The sequence below is a fragment of the Halomonas sp. genome (assembly GCF_033549285.1).
Classification (GTDB): domain Bacteria; phylum Pseudomonadota; class Gammaproteobacteria; order Pseudomonadales; family Halomonadaceae; genus Halomonas.
Window position 1 is genome coordinate 21,418 of sequence record NZ_JAWSUJ010000006.1, and the last position, 23,029, is coordinate 44,446.

A 23,029-nucleotide genomic window follows, 5' to 3' on the forward strand; every position below is an offset into this window, starting at 1 on the left:
GCATGCGCAACCGCGATATCTACGCCAAGGATCCAGCCCAGCAACGTCTGGAAAACCAAGGTGTTGCCTACGTCAACGACGACACCAGCAGCCGAGGCCAGAAGGTCCTGCGCTACGAGCTGGAGACCTTCGTCTGCGACGGTCAGTACGCCAAGGGCATGCAGGACATCCTGGACACCTACCTGCGCAACCTGAGCGGTGGTGCCTCCCAGCAGCCTGGCGTATGGATCAGCGGCTTCTTCGGTTCGGGCAAGTCACATATGGCCAAGATGCTGCGTAACCTGTGGGAAGACGTCACCTTCGATGACGGCGCCACTGCCCGCGGTCTCGTCCACCTGCCCCAGGAGATCCAGGACCTGTTCAAGGAGCTCACCACCCAGGGCAAGCGACACGGCGGCCTGTTCGCCGCTTCCGGCACCCTGGGAGCCAGCTCCCGCGACAAGAGCGTTCGCCTGGCGCTGCTCTCAGTGATTTTCCGCGCCGCAGGTCTGCCGCAGCAGTACCCGGTTGCCCGCTTCGTGATGTGGCTGCGTGACGAGGGCATCCTCGACCAGGTGTGCGACGACGTCACTAGCCGGGGCGACGACTGGCAGGAGGAGCTCGATAACTTCTACGTCGCCGAATCGCTGCACGAGGCCCTGGTCCAGGCGAAGCCTAGGATCTTTAGTAGCGTGGAGTCCTGCGCCGAGACCCTCAGCCACCTCTACCCCCACGTCAACGACATCAGCAGCGACGAGATGCTCAAGTCCATCCGCCAGGCGCTGAGTCGTGACGGCAAGATGCCGCTCACCTTGGTGGTGTTGGACGAGGTGCAGCAGTACATCGGCACCGACGGCCAGCGCTCCATCGACGTACAGGAAGCGGTGGAAGCCTGCTGCAAGGAGGTCGGCAGCCGCCTGATGTTTATCGGTACCGGCCAGACCGCGATCACCGGTACCAGCAATTTGGCGCGTCTGCAGGGCCGCTTCACCACCCGCATCGAGCTCTCCGATGCCGACGTCGACGCCGTCATCCGGCAGGTAGTGCTGGCCAAGAAACCCGAGGCCAAGGCGCCTGTCGCCGAGGTGATGGAGAGCAACCTGGGCGAGATCTCCCGCCACCTGGCCGAGACCTCCATTGCTCACCGCCAGGAGGATACCCGCCACTTCGCCCAGGACTACCCCATCCTGCCGGTGCGCCGCCGCTTCTGGGATGCCGCCCTGCGCGTGCTCGACCAGACCGGCACCGACAGCCAGCTCCGCAACCAGCTCAGCATGATCCACAAGGCGATTCAGACCAACCTGGACGCCCCGCTGGGCAACATCATCCCCGGTGACTACCTCTATTTCGACGCCACCGACAAGCTGCTGCAGTTCCGCATGCTGCCGCGCAAGCTCCACGACGCTACCCAGCAATGGCGTAACGGCAGCGAAGACGAGCAGCTGATGGCGCGAGCCTGTGCCGTGGTGTTCCTGATCAACAAGGTCGCCAGCACCAACACCGAGCTCGGCCTGCATCCTACCCTGGCCAATATCGCCGACCTGCTGGTGGATGACCTCAAAGCCGGCAGCAGTTCGCTGCGCAGTCGCCTGCCGGATCTTCTCGATGAGTGCGAGTTCATCATCAAGGTGGGCGACGAGTACCGTATCCAGACTGAGGAGAGCGCCGCCTGGAACGACGCCTTCCTCTCCCACAAGAGCACTCTGGGCAACGCCACGCACCAGATTGAGACCGAGCGCGACGACCTGATCCGCCAGCACTTCGCCAAGCAGGTCGGCAACCTCACGGTGAACCACGGTGAGTCCAGGGTACCGCGTCCGCTCTCGCCGGTCTTCGATATGACGCTGCCCAAGGATGCCGCCGAGAAGCTCTACGTCTGGGTGCGTAATGGCTGGTCGGACGACATCAGCCAGGTGCGCGCCGATGCCCGCCAGGCAGGGTCGGAGTCCCCCACCCTGTTCGTGTTCATTCCCAAGCGTTCCGCCGACGAGCTGCGCAACCAGCTGATCGAGTTCAAGGCCGCCAGCGCTACCCTGGAGACCCGTGGCACCCCCGGCACCCCCGAAGGGGAAGAGGCACGGGGCGCCATGCAGACCACTCGCGATGCCGCCCAGCGTCGCATCCGCGAGCTGCTCGACGAGGCCTTCAACGGGGCCCAGGTATTCCAGGGCGGCGGTAACGAGATCGTCGGCGGAAACCTCCGCGAGGCCATCCAGGAAGGCGCCGAAAACGCCCTGGCTCGCCTCCACCCAAAGTTCCATCAGGCCGACCACGCCGGCTGGGAAAAGGTCTATACCAAGGCCAAGCAGGGCGCTCCCGATGCCCTCAAGGCAGTGGGCTTTGAGGGTGAGCCCCAGAGCCATCCAGTGTGCAAGGCCATCCTGAGTTTCCTCGGCGGCGGCAAGAAGGGTAATGAGATACGCGACCACTTCGAGCACGGCGACTACGGCTGGCCCCAGGATGCCATCGATGGCGCCCTGCAGGTGCTACTGGTCGCCGGCCAGATCCGTACCGCAGATGGTACCGCCTCCCAGGAGCTCGACCGTCGCGCCATCGGCAAGACCGAGTTTCGCGTGGAGGCCACTACCATCTCCGCGGGGGAGCGCATCAAGATTCGCAAGGTGATGCAGAAGCTCGGCGTGCAGGCCAAGTCCGGCGAGGAGTCGGCCAAAGCCCCCGAATTCGCTGACAAGCTCCGAACCCTGGCGGAGCAGGCGGGCGGCGAACCACCGGCTCCGGAGGCTCCCCGTCTGGATGCCCTGGAAGCCGTGCGTACCAGCAGCGGCAACGACCAGCTCAAGGCCATCGTCAGCAACCAGGCTGAGCTGCTGGCCGCCATCGACGAGTGGCAGGCCACCGCCGAGAAGATCCGGCAGCGCCGCCCCGCCTGGGCCACGCTCAAGCGCTTGGCCGACCACGCCAAGAGCCTGCCCGACGCCGAACCGTTGCTGGCCCAAGTCAGCCAGATCCGCGAGCACCGCTCGTTGCTGGATGATCCGGACCCCGTCCAGCCACTGCTGGCCAACCTCACCCAGCAGTTCCGCGACACCTTCAACGAGCTGCAGCAGCGCTACAACGATGAGCATGCCGCCGGCATGCAGCGCCTGGAGGCCGACGACAACTGGCAGCAGCTCTCACCAGACCAGCGCCACGACCTGCTGGCCGCCAAGCGTCTGACGGCCCACGATGCGCCCGAGATCACCCTCGGCGGCACCGACCAGGTGCTGGAGACCCTCAGCCACGTGCGCCCCGACGCCCTGGCAGACCGCATCGCCGCGCTGTCCAGTCGCTTTGATGAGGTGCTGGTCAAGGCAGCCGAGGAGATGGAGCCCGAGGTGCAATTCGTCAGCCTGCCGCGCCGCACCCTCAAGAGCGAGGCCGATATCGATGCCTGGCTGGAGGACGTTCGCCGCGAGCTGCGCGAGGCCCTGCAGGATGGGCCGGTCATCACCCAGTAGGAGCGGCAAACAGACCATGAGATCACGCCGTGATATCGAAGCGCTGCTGGAGGAGCTGGAGCACTGCATCGCAGACGACCTGGAAGACCAGGATCTGGACTTCAAGCAGTGGGATACCAAGAGCCGAGACAAGGCTGTGAAGAAGGTGGTCGAGATGGCCATCTGCATGGCCAATGGCGGTGGCGGCAGCGTGGTGTTCGGCGTGGCCGACCGTATCGCTGGGCGCGAGCAAGCTGTTCTGGGCGTTCCGCCGGAAATCGACGTCAATATCCTGAAGAAGGCTGTCTACGACCAGACCGACCCGCACATCACCCCGGTGTTCGAGGAGCTCCACGTGCCGGAGGGCACCGGTCGTGTGCTGATCATGCAGGTGCACCCGGGCATGCCGCCCCACACCGACACCAAAGGCGGTGGCACTGTGCGCATCGGCAAGGACTGCCAGCCGCTCACCGGCACCCAGCGTCGCAAGATCGGCGTGGAGACCGGTGATACCGATTACACCGCTGAGACGCTTGGCCCCGTCGACGATGCGCACTTCTCGCCCGTTGCCCTGGAGGCACTGCGCAACCTCGCTCAGCGTGAAAGAGCCCCCGACGAGCTCCTGCGCCGCTCCGACCGGGAACTGCTCGATAGCCTGGGTCTGATTCGCAAGGGGCAGGTGACCCGCGCCGCCATCCTGCTGGCCGGTACCGAAGAGGCGCTGCGCGAATATGTGCCCGGGCACCTGTGGACCTTCCTGCAGATGCGCTCCGATACCGAATACGGCATACGCGAGGACCGTGTCAGCGCCCTGGCGCTATCAGTGCAGCGCATCGAAGAGCTGCTGGTGCCCTTCAACCCCATCACCACCGTGCAGCAGGGCATGTTCCACTTTGAGTATCGCACCTGGCCCGAGGTCGCGGTGCGCGAGGCGCTAATGAATGCCTTCTGCCACGGAGACCTGCGCCTTGCCGGCCCCGTGATGATCAAGCTCTACCCCAACCGCCTGGAGATCAGCAACAACGGTGGCTTCATCGCAGGTATCAGCGAGCACAACATCCTCCACCACCAGCCAGCCGCCCGTAACCCCCTCCTGGTCGACGCACTGGTCAAGCTACGCCTTGTTAACCGCAGCAATCTTGGGGTAAGCCGTATGTTTGAGGCCATGCTGATGGAAGGCAAGGAGCCCCCGGTGATCCGCGAGATCGGCGACTCCGTGGCAGTGATCTTCCACAAGCGGGAGATCAATGCCGCGTTTCGGCAGTTTGTGGCCGAAGAGAGCGAGCGCGGCCTCAGCCTCGGGGTCGATCAGCTGCTGCTGCTGCAATATTTCCTGCAGCACCCCGAGGTGGATACCGCCACGGCAGCGGGGCTATGTCAGCGCACCGAGCCTGAAACCCGAGAGCTGCTCGCCGATATGGAGCGACAGGGCTACGTGGAGCATGGGGGAAGCGGTCGCGGGGCCTATTGGAGCATTCACCCCGAACTCTATGCACGGCTTCGTGCCGATGGCAACGCGGAGACACGCCGCCGCATCGACTGGGATGCCGCCAAGACCCGGGTACTCAGCATCCTGATCGAACGCGCCAAGCGCGGTGAGGTGGGTCTCAGCAACAAGGAGATCCGCCAGATCACCCGGTTCGACCGCAACCACGCCTATCGCCTGATGCGCGAGCTACGGGAAGAGAACCCACAGATCCAGCCCCCCGGTAAGGGCAAACACGCCCGGTACGAATACCGCAATACGTAGCGCAATGCGCTGCGCATTAGATTGAGCATTAAACGCCGCCCAATGCGCACAACAATGCTCACATGCAATAGAACACGCATTCGCAGGGATACCGTGGAAGGAAGCAACATGCAGCCACTCGACAAGGCACTCCGCCACCGGCTCGACCGCACCGTGCGCAAGGCAAGGCCAGTCGCCGAACAGGCCGCCGAGGCCGCCCTGGAGCAGCTCGGCGTCGGCGAGGAGACCCCGCCCAGCTACCTGAGTGACAACCAGCGCGCCCTGCGCCGCCGGCTGCGGGCCCACGCCCGTAGCCTCGGCGACCCGCTCAAGGAGGGTGCCCAGGCAATCACTCGGCTGATCGCCGAGATCGCCTACGAGCACTGGCACCGCATGCTGTTCGCCCGCTTCCTGGCCGAGAACGAGCTGCTGATGTACGACGGGGTGGCCGTCACCCTGGAGGAGTGCGAGGAGCTGGCCGAGGAGGAAGCAGAAACTGGCGAGCGAACCAGCGGCTGGGCCCTGGCTGCCCGCCTGGCCAGCACCATGCTGCCCCAGGTGTTCCGCGTCGACAGCCCGGTGTTCGAGCTTACCCTGGCCGCCGAGTACCAGCGCGAGCTGGAGGCGCTGCTGGCCGGCCTGCCGGTGGAGGTCTTCCACGCCAGCGACAGCCTGGGCTGGGTCTACCAGTTCTGGCAGACCGACAACAAGGAGCGCATCAACCGCTCCGAGGTGAAGATCGGCGCCGACGAGCTGCCCGCCGTCACCCAACTCTTCACCGAGCCCTATATGGTCAGCTTCCTGCTGGATAACAGCCTGGGCGCCTGGTGGGCCGCCCGCCGCCTCTCGGAAGCCGACCTGGCCCACGCCGAGAGCGAACAGGCGCTGCGCGACAAAGCCAGCCTCCCGGGCGTACCTCTGGAGTACCTACGCTTCGTCAAGGACGAAGAAACCAGCAACTGGATCCCCGCCGCCGGCACCTTCGACGCCTGGCCGCAGCACCTCGCGGAGCTCAAGACCCTGGACCCCTGCTGCGGCAGCGGCCATTTTCTGGTCGCCGCCCTGCTGATGCTGGTGCCTATGCGCATGGAGCTGGAGGGCTTGACCGCCCATGACGCCGTGGATGCAGTGCTACGAGAAAACCTGCACGGCATTGAGATCGACCAACGCTGTGTGGAGCTCGCCGCCTTTGCGCTTGCCCTGACCGCCTGGCGCTATACCGATGCCGGCGGCTATCGCAAGCTACCTGAGTTGCACCTGGCCTGCTCAGGCCTGCCCATCAGCGTGGCCAAGGAAGAGTGGAAGGCGCTTGGGCTCGGCAAGAAAAACCTGACCATCGCCCTGGATTGGCTCTACGACAGCTTCAAGGACGCTCCCATCCTCGGCAGCCTGCTCGACCCCACCCGAACCAGCGCCGCCAAGATTGCCCAGTGGGAGGAGCTCTCCGAAGCGCTGAATCAAGCGCTCTCCCAAGAAAAAACCCAGGAAAGCAGCGACGAGCAGCACGAAGCCGCCGTGACCGCCCAGGGCCTGGCCAAGGCCGCCACCCTGCTAGGGGATCGCTACCACTGGGTGATTACCAATGTGCCCTACCTGGCGCGCGGCAAGCAGCACCCCAAGCTGCAGGAGTTCTGCGCCGACTATTACCCGGCGGCCAAGAATGACCTGGCGACGGTGTTTCTCGACCGCTGCCTGGAGCTTTGCGTGGAGGGCGGCACCACCAGCAATGTGCTGCCGCAGAACTGGCTGTTCCTGACCAGCTATAAAACGTTTCGTGAAAAGCTACTGAAAAGTGATCGCTGGCATTTAGTTGCGCGGCTGGGACCCGGTGCTTTCGAGACCATCAGCGGAGAAGTGGTCAAGGCGATTTTGGTCAATCTGAGCCGGGGCAAAAAGGCTGGGCAGTTAGCAGATTTGCTGGAATCGAAATGTAACAAAAACTGGCTAAGGGGGGTCGATGTTTCTGATCCGCGAACAGCGGCTGAGAAAGCAAGCGGGTTGCTCGCGGGAAAAGTAAAAAGTGTTGCACAAGCAACGCAGCTACTTAACCCAGATGCTCGAATCTCTCTTGACGAATCATCAGAAGTTGATTTGCTATCGACTTATGCAACCTCATACCAAGGCATCACCACAGGCGACAATTTGCATTTTATTTTTTATTTCTGGGAAACAAATAGCATAAGTAATGAATGGCGCACATTCCAATCAACAGGAAATGAAGCAATTCATTACTCGGGGCGAAGCCAAGTTTTTATTTGGGAGAATGGAGAGGGCTATCTAGCTTCTTCTGATGCGGCTAGAATTCAGGGGCAAGCTGCTTGGGACAGCCACGGAATATCCGTAAGACAGATGAGTTCACTGCCACCCACTATAAATTCAGGAAGCCCTTGGGACATGAACTGTGCAACTATTGTTCCCAATTCTCCCAGCCACCTCCCCGCCATCTGGTGTTTCTGTTCCTCACCAGAATATAACAAAGCAGTGCGTCGAATTGACCAAAAGATGAATGTAACAAGTGCAACTTTGGTGAAGGTACCCTTTGACCTCGACCACTGGGCCAAAGTCGCCGAAGAAAAATACCCCTACGGCCTCCCCGAGCCCTACTCCAACGACCCCACCCAGTGGATCTTCCACGGCCACCCCTGCGGCTCGGTGATCTGGGGTGAAGATGCCAAATGGACCGCTCATGGTCCGCTGCGCACCGACGATACCGTGCTTCAGGTGGCCGTGACTCGGCTGCTGGGCTACCGCTGGCCGGCGGAACTGGACCCGGAGATGGAGCTGGCCGAGGAGCAGCGGAAGTGGGTGAATCGCTGCGATGCGCTGCTCGGCCATGCCGACCGCGACGGCATCGTCTGCCTGCCCGCCGTGCGCGGCGAGCGCCGCGCCGTGGATCGGCTGGAGGCGCTGCTGGCCGACGCCTACGGCGACCAGTGGTCCGCCACCACCCGCGGCAGGCTGCTGGAAAGCGTCGATCACACCGGCAAGGACTTGGAGAGCTGGCTGCGCGACAAGTTCTTCGCCCAGCACTGCAAGCTGTTCCAAAACCGCCCCTTCATCTGGCATATCTGGGACTGCCTCAAGGACGGCTTCTCTGCGCTAGTGAACTATCACAAGCTCGACTATAAGGCCCTGGAAACCCTCACCTACACCTACCTGGGCGACTGGATCACCCAGCAGAAGAAACAGATCAACGACGGAATCGACGGCGCCGAGGCCCGTCTGGCCGCCGCCGAGGCACTGCAGAAAAGCCTGGAGCTGATCCTCGAAGGCGAGGAGCCCTACGACATCTTCGTACGCTGGAAGCCCCTGGAGGAGCAGCCCATCGGCTGGCACCCCGACCTCAACGACGGTGTTCGTCTCAATATCCGACCCTTCCTGTCCGTCCCCGACGTCAAGAAGAAAGGCGCCGGCGTGCTCGTCCACAAGCCCAATATCCACTGGAAGAAGGACCGAGGCAAGGACGTGGAAACCGCCCCCTGGTACCACCTCGGCCCCCAGCTGGGCGGCGCCAAGGGCGACAGGATCAACGACTACCACCTCACGCTGGCGGCGAAGCGTGAGGCGAGAAAGCAAGCAGAGGGGACGTGAGCATGAACGCGACATACACCGGTGCCAAGTTCTGGAAGTGCGCGCTTCAGGTCAACCCCTATCGCTATGCGGAAACCTACCGCAGTCAGCCTCATGGCCTGACAGAAGAAGTGTATAACCAACAGCTGGTCGAAATCTGTCTGGAAGAAGGCATCAAGGTTCTCGGCATCGCGGATCACGGCAGTGTGGAGGATATCGCAGCCATTCGCCGCGCCGCCGAGCCGCACGGCATCGTGGTATTTCCTGGCTTCGAGATAGCCTCCAGTGAGCAAGCGCATTTTGTCTGCCTGTTCCCGGAAGATATGGATCTACGGGAGCTTCATGGACAGATGACAGTGGGGCTTGGTATCGACACACAAAACCCGGAAGCTCCTGTGAACAAGACAGCTCAGCAGGTCTTGCAAAAAGTCAAAGACTTGGGTGGCTTCGTTTTCGCTGCACACGCTACCAATGATGATGGCGTTCTCAAGCAGCGATTGCATAATATCTGGAAATTACCGGAGCTTACAGCGGCACAGATCCCTGGATCAGTTGAAGACCTCAAGCCGGCCGAAAATGGATTCTTTTATAAAGTCGTCAGGAACAAGGACGAAAACTACAAAAGAGATAACCCTCTCGCCATCATCAATGCGCGGGATATTGAAAAACCGGAAAGTCTTCGACATTTAAGTGCCTCATGTCTAATCAAGATGACGAGGCCTTGCTTTGCATCGTTCAAACAGGCCTTTCTCGACCCGGAGTCCCGCATACGACTCAACTCGGATGCACCGCAGCATCACGCTTCGGCTATCGAAGAGGTCGAGGTTGTTGGTGGCTATCTGGATGGACTTGATATCGTACTGGCCGACCACCTCAATGCCATTATTGGCGGGCGAGGCACGGGGAAATCAACGCTGATAGAGTGCATTCGTTTTGCACTCGGCATTCGTCCATTAGGCAAGAATGCCCAGCGACAGCATGACGAAACCATCAAGGAAAACCTGGGGAAAGATAAGGCACAGGTGGTTCTTAGACTCCGCTCGGCAAGTATGCATGGCCGGCGCTTTAGCGTATCACGCCGCTATGGCGATAATCCTATCGTCAAGGATGAGAGCGGAGCTATTGTGCCATTTACTCCCGGCGAGCTACTTCCTCGCTTTGAGTGCTTTGGCCAGAACGAAATTTATGAGATCACGCAAGAAGCAGGTGACCAGCGTCAACTGCTTGCCAGATTCCTCCAGTCATCGGATAGCGATCATGAAGCCAGGCTCGCCGATATTCGGAAAAAGCTGGCAGAAAATCGTCAGTCTATTATTAGAGCGATCCAGCAAAAGGCAGATATCGAGGCTGACGTCGAGCAGCTTCCCAAGCTGAAGGCAAAGGCGGAACATTATAAGTCACTCGGCCTTGAAGAAAAGCTAAAAATAGTGCCTTTGTTGGAAAAAGAACGGCAGCTTAGCACAAAAGCCAAAGAGGATATCAGTCGGATTAGTGACGCTATTGAATACGCACGAGAAGGGTTACCCGACAGCACATTCCTTAGCGATAAAGCACTAGCTAATCTACCAGATATTTCCATCCTGCGTCAGCAACGCGTGACCTTGGATAAGCTGCGCAAAAGCGTCGAGCGGCTGCTCGAAGAGGCCAACAATTCAATCCGTCTCGCTCAAGGTGAACAGCAAGCACTAGAGACGCAGCTACTGGAAAAGGTCCAGCAGCAAGAGGCTGATTTGGAAACGCACTTCAAACAAATCCCTGAAAGCCAAGGTAAGTCTGGCCGGGAGATTGGCAACGACTACAAAAGTATTCTTCAGGCGATTGAGCGTATTCAACCCAAGCAGACCAAGCTACAACAGCGCCAAGCACAGCTGGATGCACTATGGAGCGAGCGACAGCGCCTGTTGGCTGAACTCGGTGATACGCTGAGCGAACGCGCTTCCACCCTCAAACAAGCTCTGAAACGGCTGCAAAGAAAACTCAAGGGGAAGCTACGCCTTGACATGAAGGTTGAAGGAGACCGGAAGCCTCTTTTGGACTTTTTGAAAAATTGTAATCTTGAAGGCATTGGTGAGAAACGCTTGGCATGGGTGCTGGAGTGTGAAGCCTCCCCTGTTCGCTTAGCCAGTATTATTCGAAAGGGTCGAGACTCTCTGCTTGAGCAGGAATGGGGGGTAGTGCCTACGGCCGCTGATTCCCTGGCTAGGCTTCCAGAAAGTAAGTTTTTGGAGTTAGAAGAGCTTTCTCTTCCGGATCACGTTACTATCGAGCTAAATGTAGCCCATGACGATACTCAAGAACAGTATAGGCCACTTGAACGCCTCTCAACTGGTCAGCAGTGTACGGCAATACTGCATTTACTTTTGCTCGACAATCAGGACCCCCTCGTTCTCGACCAGCCGGAGGACAACCTCGATAACGCCTTTATCGCCGAGCGTATCGTCGAAGAACTTCGTAAGGCTAAGCTCGATCGCCAGTTCCTTTTCGCCACGCACAATGCCAATATCCCGGTTTTTGGTGATGCTGAGTGGATTGGTGTCTTCGAGGCAAGTGATGATCAGGCAACTATCCCTGAGCGGCACCAAGGGGCTATTGATCTACCCGAAATCCAGAAACTTTCCGCAGACATCCTTGAAGGCGGTAGAAATGCTTTCGACCAACGCCGTATGAAATACGGCTTCTAATAGGTGAGCGAGATGCTAAAGACAGAGTTGCTGGAAATAATTGCGAATGGAGAAAACTCTGGCGTCGAGTTCAAACGTGATGACATCCGCCCTGAGCAGCTTGCAAAAGAAGTTGTCGCTATGGCCAATCTTAACGGTGGGATGGTAATGCTGGGTGTCGAGGATGACGGCACCATCAGTGGCATACAGCGTCAAAACCTTGAAGAATGGGTAATGGATAGCGTCTTTGGCGCCAAAATACACCCCCTCATCCTGCCTTTCTACGAAGAAGTGAAAGTGGACGATGAACACCGTGTCGCGATCATCTCTTTTACCCAAGGCATCACCAAGCCCTACGTCCTTCGCCACCAAGGTCGTGAAGAGATCTACATCCGAGTAGGCTCGACATCACGCCTTGCTACTCGTGAACAACAGGCACGATTATTTGCCAGTGGCGGCATTCTTCATCCAGAAACGCTGCCTGTGGCTGGCACAAACTTTAAGTCGCTCGATCTTGACCGTCTGGATGATTATTTGCGCAATGTCATCGAAGACCCTGACGTACCTGAAGATAAAAGCGATTGGCTAGCTCGACTTCTTGGGCTTGGTTTTATGGTGGAGGAAGTTAGCGATCAGGCCGTCTGTACCATTGCCGGACTTGTGCTTTTCGGTGTATCACCTCGTCGCTATCTTCGTCAGACAGGCCTTCGTGTACTGGCTTTTGGTGGAGAGGACAAAACCTACCAAGCCGAGCTTGATAATGTCCTGGACGCTCCCATGGTAGGCCTCTGGCGGCGGGATGAGCACGGTAGTCGGCGCCTTGCAGAGAATGATTACGGGCTCGTAGAACGCTTTATTGACACCATCGAACCTTTCATTTCCGAAGAAGATACGGATATTGATGCGGGGTTTCGGCGCGAGCGCCGTTGGCACTACCCTCGAGAAGCCGTCAGAGAGCTTCTTATCAATGCTCTTGCTCACCGAGACTGGACACGCTCTGTGGATATCGAAGTCGCGTGTTACTCGGATCGCCTGGAAGTCATCAGTCCAGGGGCGCTACAAAACTCCATGACGATAGAGAAGATGATCGCGGGACAACGCTCGCCACGAAACCCACTTATTACCGAGGTTTTACGTGACTACGGCTATGTAGATGCTCGCGGCATGGGAGTACGAACCAAAATCATCCCTTCCATGCGTGAGCACAATGGCACTGAACCACAGTTTGAACTAACAGATGATTACCTTAAGGTGGTGTTGTGGAAATGATGCTGCTTGATCAACTGGTTCAATACCTGCGCAGCACCGCTGCCCATAACCCGGACGTACAGGTCGCACCGGCCTGCATCCTCTGGCCAGACCGCGAGCGGCTGTGGGAGCCGGTGATCGCGCAGATCCAGACGGTGCTGCCGGAGCTTCTGGTGCTGGGCGACTATGCCCCCGGACAGCGCCGCGGCCCGGCAATCTGGCTGCGCTGTGCCATCGCCGGCACGGTGGAAGGCGTCGAGTGGGAAGATGAGACGCCGCCGATCCTCTACCTGCCCGGCGTGGGTCGGCAGGACCTGCGCGCCGTCAGCGAGTGCCCCGATGCGCTCAAGCCGCTGGCCGAGCTGCAGTATCGTGGGGTGCTCTGGTCTCAGGTGAATGCCAAGGATTGGACGCCGCGGGCGTTTCTCTCATCACAGCAAGGCGGGCTGGGCCTTGAAATTGCCGGCGACAGCGCTACACGCCAGGCTTTGCTGGCCGCCCTGCCTCGACTATTACAGGAAGAGATCGCTGATCTACAGGGTCGCCACCTTGACGCCGAGGCATTCAACACCCTGCTCTCCGGCGGCGACCCGGTACGTGACCTGCTGGACTGGCTCAACCAGCCAGAAGCGATGAAGGCGAGCTGGCCCAGCCATGAGTGGCAGGCCTTCTGTCAGGTGTGTCACTCCCGCTATGGCCTGCATCCTGATCGGAACAGCCCGTTGGAGGCCGCCGAGCGGCTGATCCAGCGCCAGGGAAACTGGAAGACGGTATGGGCACGCTTTACAGAAGCGCCACACCGCTACCTGCAGTTGATCGAGCAGATTCGCCAGCTTACGCCGCCTGCCTTGGATTTCTTCCCGGAACCCGAGCAAATGGAGGTCTGGCCACAGCTTAATCAGCGGGAAGAGGAACGCCTCTATCATTCGCTCTGCGAGCTGGGCAGTCAGCCGGCCCATCAAGCCCGTGAACGGCTGGAAGCCCTGGAGGGCGAACACGGCATCCGTCGTGACTATGTATGGGCGCAACTGGGCGAAAGCCCGTTGGCCATGGCCATGGCGCCACTCGCCGAACTTGCGCGAGTCACACAGCACAGTTTGGCGGGGGGGCAGGCGGAAGACATGCGCCAGGCCTATGCCAGCGAAGGCTGGAAGGCCGACGATGCCCTGCTCAGAGCCCTGAATGAGGTCTCCGGTCAGCGAGAACAGGAGGCCATCTTCACGGCGGCACGCACGGTATACCTGCATTGGGCCGACGAAGCTGCCAGCCATCTGCAACAGGTGTGGCAGCCCGGTGTGGATGGCCTGAAGCGCGGCGAGGCTTCGCCCAATTCCCGGCCCGGCGAGTGCGTGTTGTTCGTGGATGGTTTGCGGCTGGACTGCGGTAAGCGACTGGCAAGGCGCCTGACCAACCAAGGGCTGGAGGTCGCGGAGCACAGCACTTGGGCCGCGCTACCCAGTGTGACCGGCACCGGCAAGTACGCGGTGGCTCCCATCCTGGGTAGCAGTGCCATCCAGGAGGAGCCGGATGGCTACGAATTCACGCCCATCACTCGCCATCTGTTCAAGAAACTGCTGCGCGACAACGGCTGGCAGGTGCTGGAACGCCGTCAGGTGGAACAGCTGCACAAGGAAACCCTGGATACTTCCCGGCCAGCTTGGTGCGAGTTCGGCGATATCGATCACGCCGGCCACGAGCGCGGCTGGAAGCTGGCCCAGCACGTCGATGACATGCTGGCAGAGGTGGCAGAGCGCATCCAGGCGCTACTGGCCCAGGGTTGGTCACAGGTTCGCGTGGTGACCGATCACGGCTGGCTGCTGCTGCCGGGAGAGCTCCCCAAGACCGAGCTGCCGGCCAGCCTGGTGGAGACCAAGTGGGGGCGCTGCGCCGCGCTCAAGCCGGGCGCCCATACAGACGCGGCCCGCTTTCCCTGGTATTGGAACGAACAGGTACACTTCGCGCTGGCGAAGAGTATTTACTGCTTCAAGGCGGGTGAGACTTACACCCATGGCGGGCTGAGCCTGCAGGAGTGTGTCACGCCGGAACTGGTGGTGACCGGCAGCGCCGGCCCCAAGCCCTCGGTGCTGATCGATGACCTGGTGTGGAAAGGGCTGCGCTGCACCCTTGTGGTGGAAGGTAGCAGCGACGGGCTGACGCTGGATGTTCGTCGTCATGCCGGCGATCCTGCCAGCAGCTTGGTGCTGTCTCCCAAGCCGTTCAAGACGGGCGGCAAGGCCTCGGTCGTTGTCGAAGATGACGATCTCGAAGGCGATACCGCCTACGCCGTGGTGCTGGACAGCGGTGGCCAGGTGCTTGCCCAGCGCTCCACCACCATCGGCAGCAGTGAATAGCCCTTGATGGAGACGCCCTTGAGAACAGACATACGGAGACGTCATGGAACTCGATGAACTGGATCGCAAGGCGGCTGAGCTGCTCGACGGGTACCTGGTGCGCAAGGATCTGGTACGCACCTTCGCTCGGCAGTTTCCGGTTCCCACCTATGTGGTGGAGTTCCTGCTCGGCCGCTACTGTGCCAGCACCGATCCTGAAGAGATCGAGGAAGGGCTAGAAGTGGTCCAGCGGCAGCTCAAGTCGCGCACCATCAAGGCTGGCGAGGAGGAGCTATTCAAGGCTCGCGCTCGCGAGAAGGGCGAAATCAAGATCATCGACCTGATCCAGGCCCGCCTGGATACCAAGAACGACACCTACATGGCCAGCCTGCCGAGCCTGCGCCTGACCGACGTGCGGATTCCAGATGACCTGGTCAGCGAGCACGAGCGCATGCTGACAGGTGGCTTCTACGCCGAGCTGACCCTGGAGTACGACGCCAGCATCGCCCAGGAGCAGGGCGGACGCCCCTTCGGCATCCGTGCCCTGCGCGAGATCCAGCTCTCCAAGCGCGATGTGCTCGATGAGCTGGCCCAAGCCCGCCAGCACTTCACCACCGAGGAGTGGAAGGCGTTCCTGCTGCGCTCTACGGGTATCGAGCCAGCAGGCCTCACCGAACGCCAGAAGGACGCCATGCTGCTGCGCATGGTGCCCTTCGTGGAGCGCAACTATAACGTCGTCGAGCTTGGGCCCCGAGGAACCGGCAAGAGCCACCTCTTCCAGCAGGTCTCGCCCTATGCCCACCTGATCTCCGGCGGCAAGGCCACCGTGGCAAAGATGTTCGTCAACAACGCCAACGGCCAGCGTGGCCTGGTGTGTCAGTACGACGTGGTCTGCTTCGACGAGGTGTCCGGCATCTCGTTCGACAACAAGGACGGCGTCAATATCATGAAGGGCTACATGGAAAGCGGCGAGTTCTCCCGCGGCAAGGAGAGCATCCGGGCCGATGGCTCCATCGTGCTGGTGGGCAATTTCGAGGTGGACGTGGAACACCAGCAGCGTATCGGCCACCTGTTCGGCCCGCTGCCGGAGGAGATGCGCCACGACACTGCCTTCATGGACCGCATCCACGCCTTCCTGCCCGGCTGGGACGTGCCCAAGGTCAGCAAAGAGCTGCTCACCGACCACTTCGGCCTGGTCAGCGACTTTCTCTCGGAGTGCTGGAGCCAACTGCGCAGCCAGAGCCGAGTCTCGCAGTGGCAGGGAAGGGTGTTCTTCGGCGGCGCCCTGTCCGGCCGTGATACCAACGCCGTCAACAAGACCGCGAGTGGCTTGCTGAAGCTGCTCTACCCCGGTGATGACCTCTCTCCTAGCGATGTTGATGTGGAATGGGCCATCCATATCGCCATGGAGGCGCGCCGACGGGTCAAGGAACAGCAGAAGCGCATCGGGGCCGCCGAATTCCGCAACACCCATTTCAGCTACACGATGGGCGAAGACGGCGTGGAGAAGTTCGTCGCCACCCCTGAGCTGCAGAGTGACAACAGCATCGGCAACGACCCGCTGGAACCCGGCCAGGTGTGGAGCATCAGCCCCGGCGGTCAGGCCAGCAACGGCCAGGAGGAACATCCCGGCCTGTTCCGCATCGAGGTCAACGAGGGCCCCGGCACCGGCGTCAAGATCCTCAACAAGCCGGTGCCGCCGGCCTTTCGGGAGAGCATCGGCTACGCCGAGCAGAACCTTTACACCCGCGCCGGCCAGCTGGTCGGCGACAAGGAACCTCGACAGCACGAGTTCACCGTGCAGCTGTGCGCCTTCGATGCCGCCAAGGCCGGCAGCAAGCTGGGGGTCGCCGCGCTGATCGCCATGAGCTCATCCCTACTCAAGCGCAGCCTGCGTGGCGGCCTGATCGTGGTCGGCGAGATCAACCTCGGCGGCTCCATTGAGCCAATCCACAATCCAGTCACCCTCGTGGAGATCGCCGTGGAGAAAGGCGCCACAGCCATCCTGATGCCCGTGACATGCCGCAAGATGCTATTCGACCTCTCCGACGAAATGGCCACCAAGGTGGACATCCAGTTCTATCTGGATGCCAGGGACGCGCTGCTGAAGTCGCTGGGGGAGTAGGGAAGTTGACGCCCTGCCAAGCATCACGCTCCTAGCAGGGCAGTCTGACGTCACGGCTTGTGCGTTGGCTCCGGTGGCGGCGTCGCCCGTGCCCAGCCTTCCAGGGTGCGACCCAGGCGCATCAGGGCGTAGACCAGGAATGGCACCAGCAGCATCAGGCCGATGCCCCAGTCGCGGTTGTTGATCAGCCACACCAGCGGCAGCACCAGCGCCACGGCGACCAGGCACCAGGCCGCCACGGCAAGGATCAGTCGGGTTTGAAGGGTCATGGCGCGTTTCCTAGGCGATGGTTCGACGGACAATAGGCTCAGGTAGCGATGATCTGGCGGTAGATGCCCGGCAGGGCCAGCGACAGGTGCTCCGGACGCTGCACGATGGCGTAGCCGCCGCGACCGAACAGGTGGGGGATATACTGTCCCGCCTCGCGGTCGATGGTCACCCCGAACACCCGCACCTCCTGGCGCCGCGCCTCGAGCACCGCCTTGCGGGTGTCCTCGATGCCGTAGCGCCCTTCGTAGTAGTCATTGTCGTTGGGCTTGCCGTCGGTGAGCATCAGCAGCAGCCGATGCCGATTGGGACGCTCGCTCAACTGCTTGGTCAGGTGACGAATGGCGGGCCCCATGCGGGTATAGGAGCCAGGCTTGAGCGCCGAGATGCGCCGCGACACCCGATCCCCCATGGGTTCGTCGAACTCCTTCAGGGTGTTGACCCACACCTTGTGGCGACGCTGGGAAGTGAAGCTGTGGATCGAGTAGTCGTCGCCACAGCCGGCCAGGCCATGACCCAGCACCAGCAGCGCCTCCTTGGCCACGTCGAGCACCCGGCGGTCCTGCAGCCACGCCTCGGTGGAGAGCGAGACATCCACCAGGATCGATACCGCCAGGTCACGGGCCTGCGTGCGGCTGGCCATGTAGAGGCGATCGCTGGCCTCGCCGGTGGCGGCCAGGTCGCAGCGTGAGCGGATCACCGCGTCCATGTCGAGCTCGCTGCCATCCAGCTGGCCGCGCAGGATCTCGCGCCGCGGGCGCAGCGCCTCGAACTCGCGACGCACCCGGCGGATGCGACGGCGGGTCGCCTCGTCGGGCTCCCAGTCCTCCCCCTCCTCGCTCTGCACGTCGCTGAGCACCACGCAGTGATCGGGCAGGTAGGCCTGCCTGCGGTGGTTCCATTCGGGATAGAGATGCCTTCCCTTGAGGCGGCCGCCAGCAACCTCGTCGGGGGCCAGGTCGAGGTCGAGCTTGAGCCGGGAGGCCGCCTTCTTGCGGTTGGAGCTGAGCACGATCTCGTCCATCTGGTCGGCCGCCTGGCGCGCCTCGTCCTCCTCCTCGTCCTCCACGTGGCGATTGAGGTTCACCATCTCCGCCCAGGAGAGCATCTTCTCCATGTTGTTGAGCATCAGCGGGTCGTCACGATCGGCCTGGTCCTGCTCGCGGCGGTCGGCCTTGCGCTTGCCGTGGTCATCGTCGGGCGAGGCGGCGGCGCTGGCCAGCTCCTCGTCGTCGTCCACGCTCTGCTCGCGGGCGCCGTCGCGGGTGCCCAGGGTGACCGCCTGGCCCCACAGCGGCACCGGCAGCGGCGGGCGGTAGCCGCGCGGGGCGCGGAACTCCTCCAGCGGGAAGTCCGGCTCACGGATGGCGCGCTGCATGGCCAGGGCCCAGCCTTCCTCGGGGTCGGGGGCCCCCAGCTCGGCCCGCACGGCGGCCTCCAGTTCCGCCTCGCGGGGCGGCAGGCGCCTGCGCTGTGGGCGGATGGCCAGCAGCTCGCCACAAAGGCGCACGTAGCGATCCGTCAGCCCGGGGAAGCGCGCCAGGGCGGCACGAGCGGTACGACGCGCCTCGCGCAGGCGCGCCAGGTCGGCCTGCAGGGGATCCTCGGGATACCTCAGCGGCCGTGCCTCGGCCAGGTAGGCGGTCAACCACAGATAGAGATCGCGATTGAGGGCGGCCTCGGGGAAGAGCGCCAGGCGCGGCGGCAGCAGCAGGTTCTCCTCGTCGCGACGGGCCTGGTCGAGGGCCTCCTCGTCGAGCCCCAGCCGCTGGCGCAGGCTCAGCCGGTGGGCGGAACCGCGACGGGCGATGGCGGCCACCTCGACCCCGGCCTCGCCGCCGCCGGCACGGAAGAAGACGCCGAGCATGGGACGCAGGCTCTCGAGGCTGACCGCCGCCTCGGGATGGTCCGGATAGCTCGCCGCGCCGGAGGCCCAGCGGTGCCAGAAGCGGCCGACGGTCTCCTCGACCTCAAGAAAGTCCAGCATGATCGCTCCTCATCCGAAGGTCGCCTGGATGGCCTCCATCAGCCCCTCCTGGACGTCCGCATCGTCGGAGAGCGGCTCCACCAGGGTGGCACGCGCGGCATCGAGGATCGGCATGCCGGCCTGGATCAGGGTCGCGCAGTAGACCAGCAGGCGCGTGGAGACGCCCTCCTCCAGGTCCTGGCCCTTCATGTCGCGCAGGCTGGCCGCCAGGTTGACGAGTGCGGCACAGCGCTCCGGCGCGAGGCCGCTCTCGCGGGCGACGATGTCGCGCTCCACCTGGGGGGGCGGGAAGTCGAAGGACATCGCCACGAAGCGCTGGCGGGTGCTCGGCTTCAGGGACTTGAGAATGTGCTGGTAGCCGGGGTTGTAGGAGACCACCAGCATGAAGTCGTCCGGCGCCTCGAGCAGCTCGCCAGTGCGCTCCAGCGGCAGCAGCCGCCGGTCGTCGGTCAGGGGGTGCATCACCACGGTGACGTCCTTGCGGGCCTCCACCACCTCGTCGAGGTAGCAGATGCCCCCCTCGCGCACGGCGCGGGTCAGGGGGCCGTCGACCCAGCGGGTCTCGCCGCCCTGCAGCAGGTAGCGCCCGGTGAGGTCGGCGGCGGTCAGATCATCGTGGCAGGAGACGGTGAACAGCGGCTTGCCGAGCTTGGCCGCCATATGGCTGACGAAGCGGGTCTTGCCACAGCCGGTCGGCCCCTTGAGCAGCAGCGGCAGGCGCTGCTGGAACGCCTGCTCGAACATGGCGCACTCGTTGCCGACGCTCTGGTAATAGGGAATCTCTTGCTCGCTGGCGTTGGCGGCCACGGGGGAAAGGGGCATGGGGGTCACTCCCGTCAGGGTGAACGAAAGAGGGCCCCGAGCGGGGCCCTCGGTTGGTCAGGCGCGTTCGGGGCCTGCGGTCAGCTGGGAGCCACCGGCCGGCACCTGCTCGCGGGCCGGGCCGAAGAAGGCGTAGATCAGCATCACCGCCCCCACGGCCACCGCGACACCGGCGCCCAGGCGCATCAGGTAGAAGAGGCCGAGCTGGTCCTGCACCTCCATGTAGTTCATGCCCAGCACGCGCTGCAGGTGGGTCTGGACGACACCGGCGAAGGTCAGCGTGAAGGTCATGAAGCACATGGCACCGGTCATGACCCAGAAGCCCCACATGTTCAGCACCTGGTTGTAGGGCTGGACGCGGCGCAGCTGCGGCATGGCGAAGGTGATGACGCCGAGGATCAGCATCACGTAGGCGCCGTAGAAGGCCAGGTGGCCGTGGGCGGCGGTGACCTGGGTACCATGGCTGTAGTAGTTGATCCAGTGCAGGGTGTGCATGAAGCCCCACACGCCGGCGCCGAAGAAGGCCACGGTCGGGCAACCCAGTGCCCACAGCATGGCGGCCTTGTTGGGGTGGTTACGGCTGCCCTTCCAGAACATGGTGAAGGCGAATACCACCATGGCGAAGAAGGGGATCACCTCCAGGGTGGAGAAGATGCTGCCGATGGGCTGCCAGTAGCTCGGCGCACCGATCCAGTAGTAGTGGTGGCCGGTACCCAGCAGGCCCGAGAAGAGCGACAGGCCGACGATGATATAGAGCCACTTCTCGATCACCTCGCGGTCGACGCCGGTCATCTTGATCAGCAGGTAGCCCAGCAGGGCCGCCATGATCAGCTCCCAGACGCCCTCGACCCAGAGGTGCACCACCCACCACCAGTAGAGCTTGTCCACGGCGAGGTTGGTGGGGTTGTAGAAGGCGAACAGCCAGAACACCGCGGCCAGCCACAGGCCCAGCATCAGCACCAGGTTGATCGCGGTCCGGCGGCCCTTGAGCAGGGTCATGCTGGTGTTGAACAGGAACATCAGGAAGGAGATGGTGATCAGCACCTTGACCCAGAACGGCTGCTCAAGGAACTCGCGCCCCTCGTGGATACCGAACTGGTAGCCGACCAGTGCCGCGGCCCCGGCGAAGGCGAAGATCGCCAGCTGGATGTAGGCGATGGTGGGGCTGTGGATCTCTTGCTCGGCCTCTTCCGGCATCAGGTAGTAGGTGCAGCCCATGAAGCCGAGCAGCAGCCAGACGATCAGCAGGTTGGTATGGCTGACGCGCATGATGTTGAAAGGCATCAGCTCGGCCATGAAGTTGGGCCAGGCATAGACGGTGGCGGCCAGCAGCCCGAAGACGACCTGCAGCGCGAAGAGCGCCATGGCCACCATGAAGAAGGGCAGCGCCACCTTCTGGGTTTCGTATTTCATCGGTGTCGTTCTCCTTGATTTATCCGCGGTCCGGCGATCCGGCGTTCAGGCGGCTCAGCCGGCGGGATGTGGCGGCCAGTCCTGGTCGTCGATACCGTCGGTCCACTCCAGGAAGTCGATCAGCGCCTGCATCTCCTCCTCGCTGAAGTCGTAGGCCGGCATCTGACGGCGTCCCTGGGCCCCCAGCGGCTGGGCCCGGATCCAGGCGGCGAGACCCGCCCGGGCCGCCTCCGGATTCTGGTGTCCTCCGTAGCGCTCCCAGACGTTGCCCAGCTCCGGCGCGAAGTAGGCACCCTCGCCCATGATGCTGTGGCAGTTGATGCACATGTTCTTTTCCCACACTTCCTTGCCGTGCTTGACGGACTCGGTGAGCCCCTCGCTGTCGGTGGACGTGTTGACCATGTACCAGTGGCTGTGGGCCGTCAGCGCGGCAAACAGCAGAAAGAAGAACAGCGACCCGCCGTAGAAGATGTTGCGGGCCGCCGACTTGGTGAGACCGTCGGCCATGGACCATACCCCCTTGCTCGTGTGGCAGTGCCGCCGCCCTTAGCGGCATGCAGCCCTGCGTCCCCTTTAAGATGTATCACAGATACATGTTAAGCGTAGCAGCAGAGCACGGGGTGGGGCTTTGACGCCGGTCAATTTCCGGGGAAGGAAGGTGGGCGACAGCCGAACGGGATGTCGCCCGGGAGGGGCTCAGTGGCCGAGGATCTGGCCGAGGAACAGCTGGGTGCGCTCGGACCTCGGGTGGTTGAAGAAGGTCTCGGGAGGCGCCTCTTCGATGATCTGCCCCTGGTCCATGAAGATCACCCGGTCGGCCACGGTCTTGGCGAAGCCCATCTCGTGGGTCACGCAGAGCATGGTCATGCCGTCGCGGGCCAGCTCGACCATGACATCGAGCACCTCCTTGATCATCTCGGGGTCCAGCGCCGAGGTCGGCTCGTCGAAGAGCATCACCTCCGGCTGCATGCACAGCGCTCGGGCGATGGCCACCCGCTGCTGCTGGCCACCGGAGAGCTGGCCCGGGTACTTCCGGGCCTGGTCGGCGATCTGCACCCGCTCGAGGATCTCCATCGCCGTGCGCTCGGCCTCGGCGCGCGGCTTCTTCTGCACCCAGGTCTGGGAGATGCAGCAGTTGTCCAGCACGCTCAGGTGGGGAAAGAGGTTGAAGTGCTGGAACACCATGCCGACGTTGCGGCGGATCTGCTCGATGCGCTTCACGTCGCGGGTCATGGGCATGCCATTGACCACGATGCGCCCCTCCTGGTGTTCCTCGAGGTGGTTGATGCAGCGGATCAGGGTCGACTTGCCCGAGCCCGAGGGGCCACAGATGACGATGCGCTCGCCCCGGGCCACCGTCAGGTCGATGTCGCGCAGCACGTGGAAGTCGCCGTACCACTTGTTGAGCCCGGCGATCTCGATCATCGGCGAGTCGGCCCGGGCGGCGTTTGCCTGGTTCATG

At 62.3% G+C, this 23,029-nt stretch carries 13 protein-coding genes; 7 read left to right on the plus strand and 6 right to left on the minus strand.

Translation table 11 applies throughout. The features are described from left to right. Window positions 1–2 precede the first annotated feature (2 nt). From brxC to brxL, 7 genes are all read left to right on the plus strand, one after another. On the plus strand, window positions 3–3,437 hold the full coding sequence (gene brxC, locus SCI24_RS02525; RefSeq protein WP_318723833.1) for a BREX system P-loop protein BrxC: 3,435 nt from the start codon (window positions 3–5) through the stop codon (window positions 3,435–3,437). Window positions 3,438–3,453: 16 nt separating this feature from the next. Continuing rightward, entirely contained in the window at window positions 3,454–5,166 is a 1,713-nt protein-coding gene (locus tag SCI24_RS02530) for an ATP-binding protein (protein WP_318723834.1), read from the plus strand. Window positions 5,167–5,274: 108 nt separating this feature from the next. Then, window positions 5,275–8,736, plus strand: a complete 3,462-nt coding sequence (locus SCI24_RS02535) for an Eco57I restriction-modification methylase domain-containing protein (RefSeq protein ID WP_318723835.1) — start codon at window positions 5,275–5,277, stop codon at window positions 8,734–8,736. Window positions 8,737–8,738: 2 nt separating this feature from the next. Next, window positions 8,739–11,396, plus strand: coding sequence for a TrlF family AAA-like ATPase (locus SCI24_RS02540; protein ID WP_318723836.1), 2,658 nt, complete (start codon window positions 8,739–8,741; stop codon window positions 11,394–11,396). A 12-nt stretch (window positions 11,397–11,408) separates the two neighbouring features. Then, a complete protein-coding gene (locus tag SCI24_RS02545; protein WP_318723837.1) occupies window positions 11,409–12,644 on the plus strand; it encodes an RNA-binding domain-containing protein in 1,236 nt (411 codons plus the stop codon). Beyond that, window positions 12,641–14,974, plus strand: coding sequence for a BREX-1 system phosphatase PglZ type B (gene pglZ, locus SCI24_RS02550; RefSeq protein ID WP_318723882.1), 2,334 nt, complete (start codon window positions 12,641–12,643; stop codon window positions 14,972–14,974). Before SCI24_RS02545 ends, pglZ begins: the two co-directional genes overlap by 4 nt. Window positions 14,975–15,017: 43 nt before the next feature. Beyond that, the gene (brxL, locus tag SCI24_RS02555; protein ID WP_318723838.1) at window positions 15,018–17,078 is read left to right on the plus strand and encodes a protease Lon-related BREX system protein BrxL; all 2,061 of its coding nucleotides are present in this window, start codon (window positions 15,018–15,020) and stop codon (window positions 17,076–17,078) included. 50 nt (window positions 17,079–17,128) lie between these two features. Here the strand turns inward: brxL and SCI24_RS02560 are convergent, their stop codons facing one another. From SCI24_RS02560 to SCI24_RS02585, 6 genes are all read right to left on the minus strand, one after another. Further along, complete coding sequence (locus tag SCI24_RS02560; protein WP_318723839.1) at window positions 17,129–17,347, minus strand: hypothetical protein; 219 nt, start codon at window positions 17,345–17,347, stop codon at window positions 17,129–17,131. A 38-nt stretch (window positions 17,348–17,385) separates the two neighbouring features. Then, window positions 17,386–19,332, minus strand: a complete 1,947-nt coding sequence (locus tag SCI24_RS02565) for a nitric oxide reductase activation protein NorD (RefSeq protein ID WP_318723840.1) — start codon at window positions 19,330–19,332, stop codon at window positions 17,386–17,388. A gap of 9 nt (window positions 19,333–19,341) precedes the next feature. Beyond that, a complete protein-coding gene (locus tag SCI24_RS02570) occupies window positions 19,342–20,154 on the minus strand; it encodes a CbbQ/NirQ/NorQ/GpvN family protein (RefSeq protein ID WP_318723841.1) in 813 nt (270 codons plus the stop codon). 57 nt (window positions 20,155–20,211) lie between these two features. Beyond that, on the minus strand, window positions 20,212–21,567 hold the full coding sequence (locus tag SCI24_RS02575; protein WP_318723842.1) for a cbb3-type cytochrome c oxidase subunit I: 1,356 nt from the start codon (window positions 21,565–21,567) through the stop codon (window positions 20,212–20,214). Between the two features lie 54 nt (window positions 21,568–21,621). After that, a complete protein-coding gene (locus SCI24_RS02580) occupies window positions 21,622–22,074 on the minus strand; it encodes a cytochrome c (protein WP_318723843.1) in 453 nt (150 codons plus the stop codon). Window positions 22,075–22,263: 189 nt separating this feature from the next. Beyond that, window positions 22,264–22,992: an amino acid ABC transporter ATP-binding protein gene (locus SCI24_RS02585; RefSeq protein ID WP_412928886.1), complete on the minus strand. Its 729-nt coding sequence runs from the start codon at window positions 22,990–22,992 to the stop codon at window positions 22,264–22,266. Window positions 22,993–23,029 lie beyond the last annotated feature (37 nt).

Coding starts and splice junctions, on each gene's coding strand:
- brxC (WP_318723833.1), top strand. CDS start 3: ATGCGCAACCGCGATATCTACGCCAAGGATCCAGCCCAGCAACGTCTG.
- SCI24_RS02530 (WP_318723834.1), top strand. CDS start 3,454: ATGAGATCACGCCGTGATATCGAAGCGCTGCTGGAGGAGCTGGAGCAC.
- SCI24_RS02535 (WP_318723835.1), top strand. CDS start 5,275: ATGCAGCCACTCGACAAGGCACTCCGCCACCGGCTCGACCGCACCGTG.
- SCI24_RS02540 (WP_318723836.1), top strand. CDS start 8,739: ATGAACGCGACATACACCGGTGCCAAGTTCTGGAAGTGCGCGCTTCAG.
- SCI24_RS02545 (WP_318723837.1), top strand. CDS start 11,409: ATGCTAAAGACAGAGTTGCTGGAAATAATTGCGAATGGAGAAAACTCT.
- pglZ (WP_318723882.1), top strand. CDS start 12,641: ATGATGCTGCTTGATCAACTGGTTCAATACCTGCGCAGCACCGCTGCC.
- brxL (WP_318723838.1), top strand. CDS start 15,018: ATGGAACTCGATGAACTGGATCGCAAGGCGGCTGAGCTGCTCGACGGG.
- SCI24_RS02560 (WP_318723839.1), bottom strand. CDS start 17,347: ATGACCCTTCAAACCCGACTGATCCTTGCCGTGGCGGCCTGGTGCCTG.
- SCI24_RS02565 (WP_318723840.1), bottom strand. CDS start 19,332: ATGCTGGACTTTCTTGAGGTCGAGGAGACCGTCGGCCGCTTCTGGCAC.
- SCI24_RS02570 (WP_318723841.1), bottom strand. CDS start 20,154: ATGCCCCTTTCCCCCGTGGCCGCCAACGCCAGCGAGCAAGAGATTCCC.
- SCI24_RS02575 (WP_318723842.1), bottom strand. CDS start 21,567: ATGAAATACGAAACCCAGAAGGTGGCGCTGCCCTTCTTCATGGTGGCC.
- SCI24_RS02580 (WP_318723843.1), bottom strand. CDS start 22,074: ATGGCCGACGGTCTCACCAAGTCGGCGGCCCGCAACATCTTCTACGGC.
- SCI24_RS02585 (WP_412928886.1), bottom strand. CDS start 22,992: ATGATCGAGATCGCCGGGCTCAACAAGTGGTACGGCGACTTCCACGTG.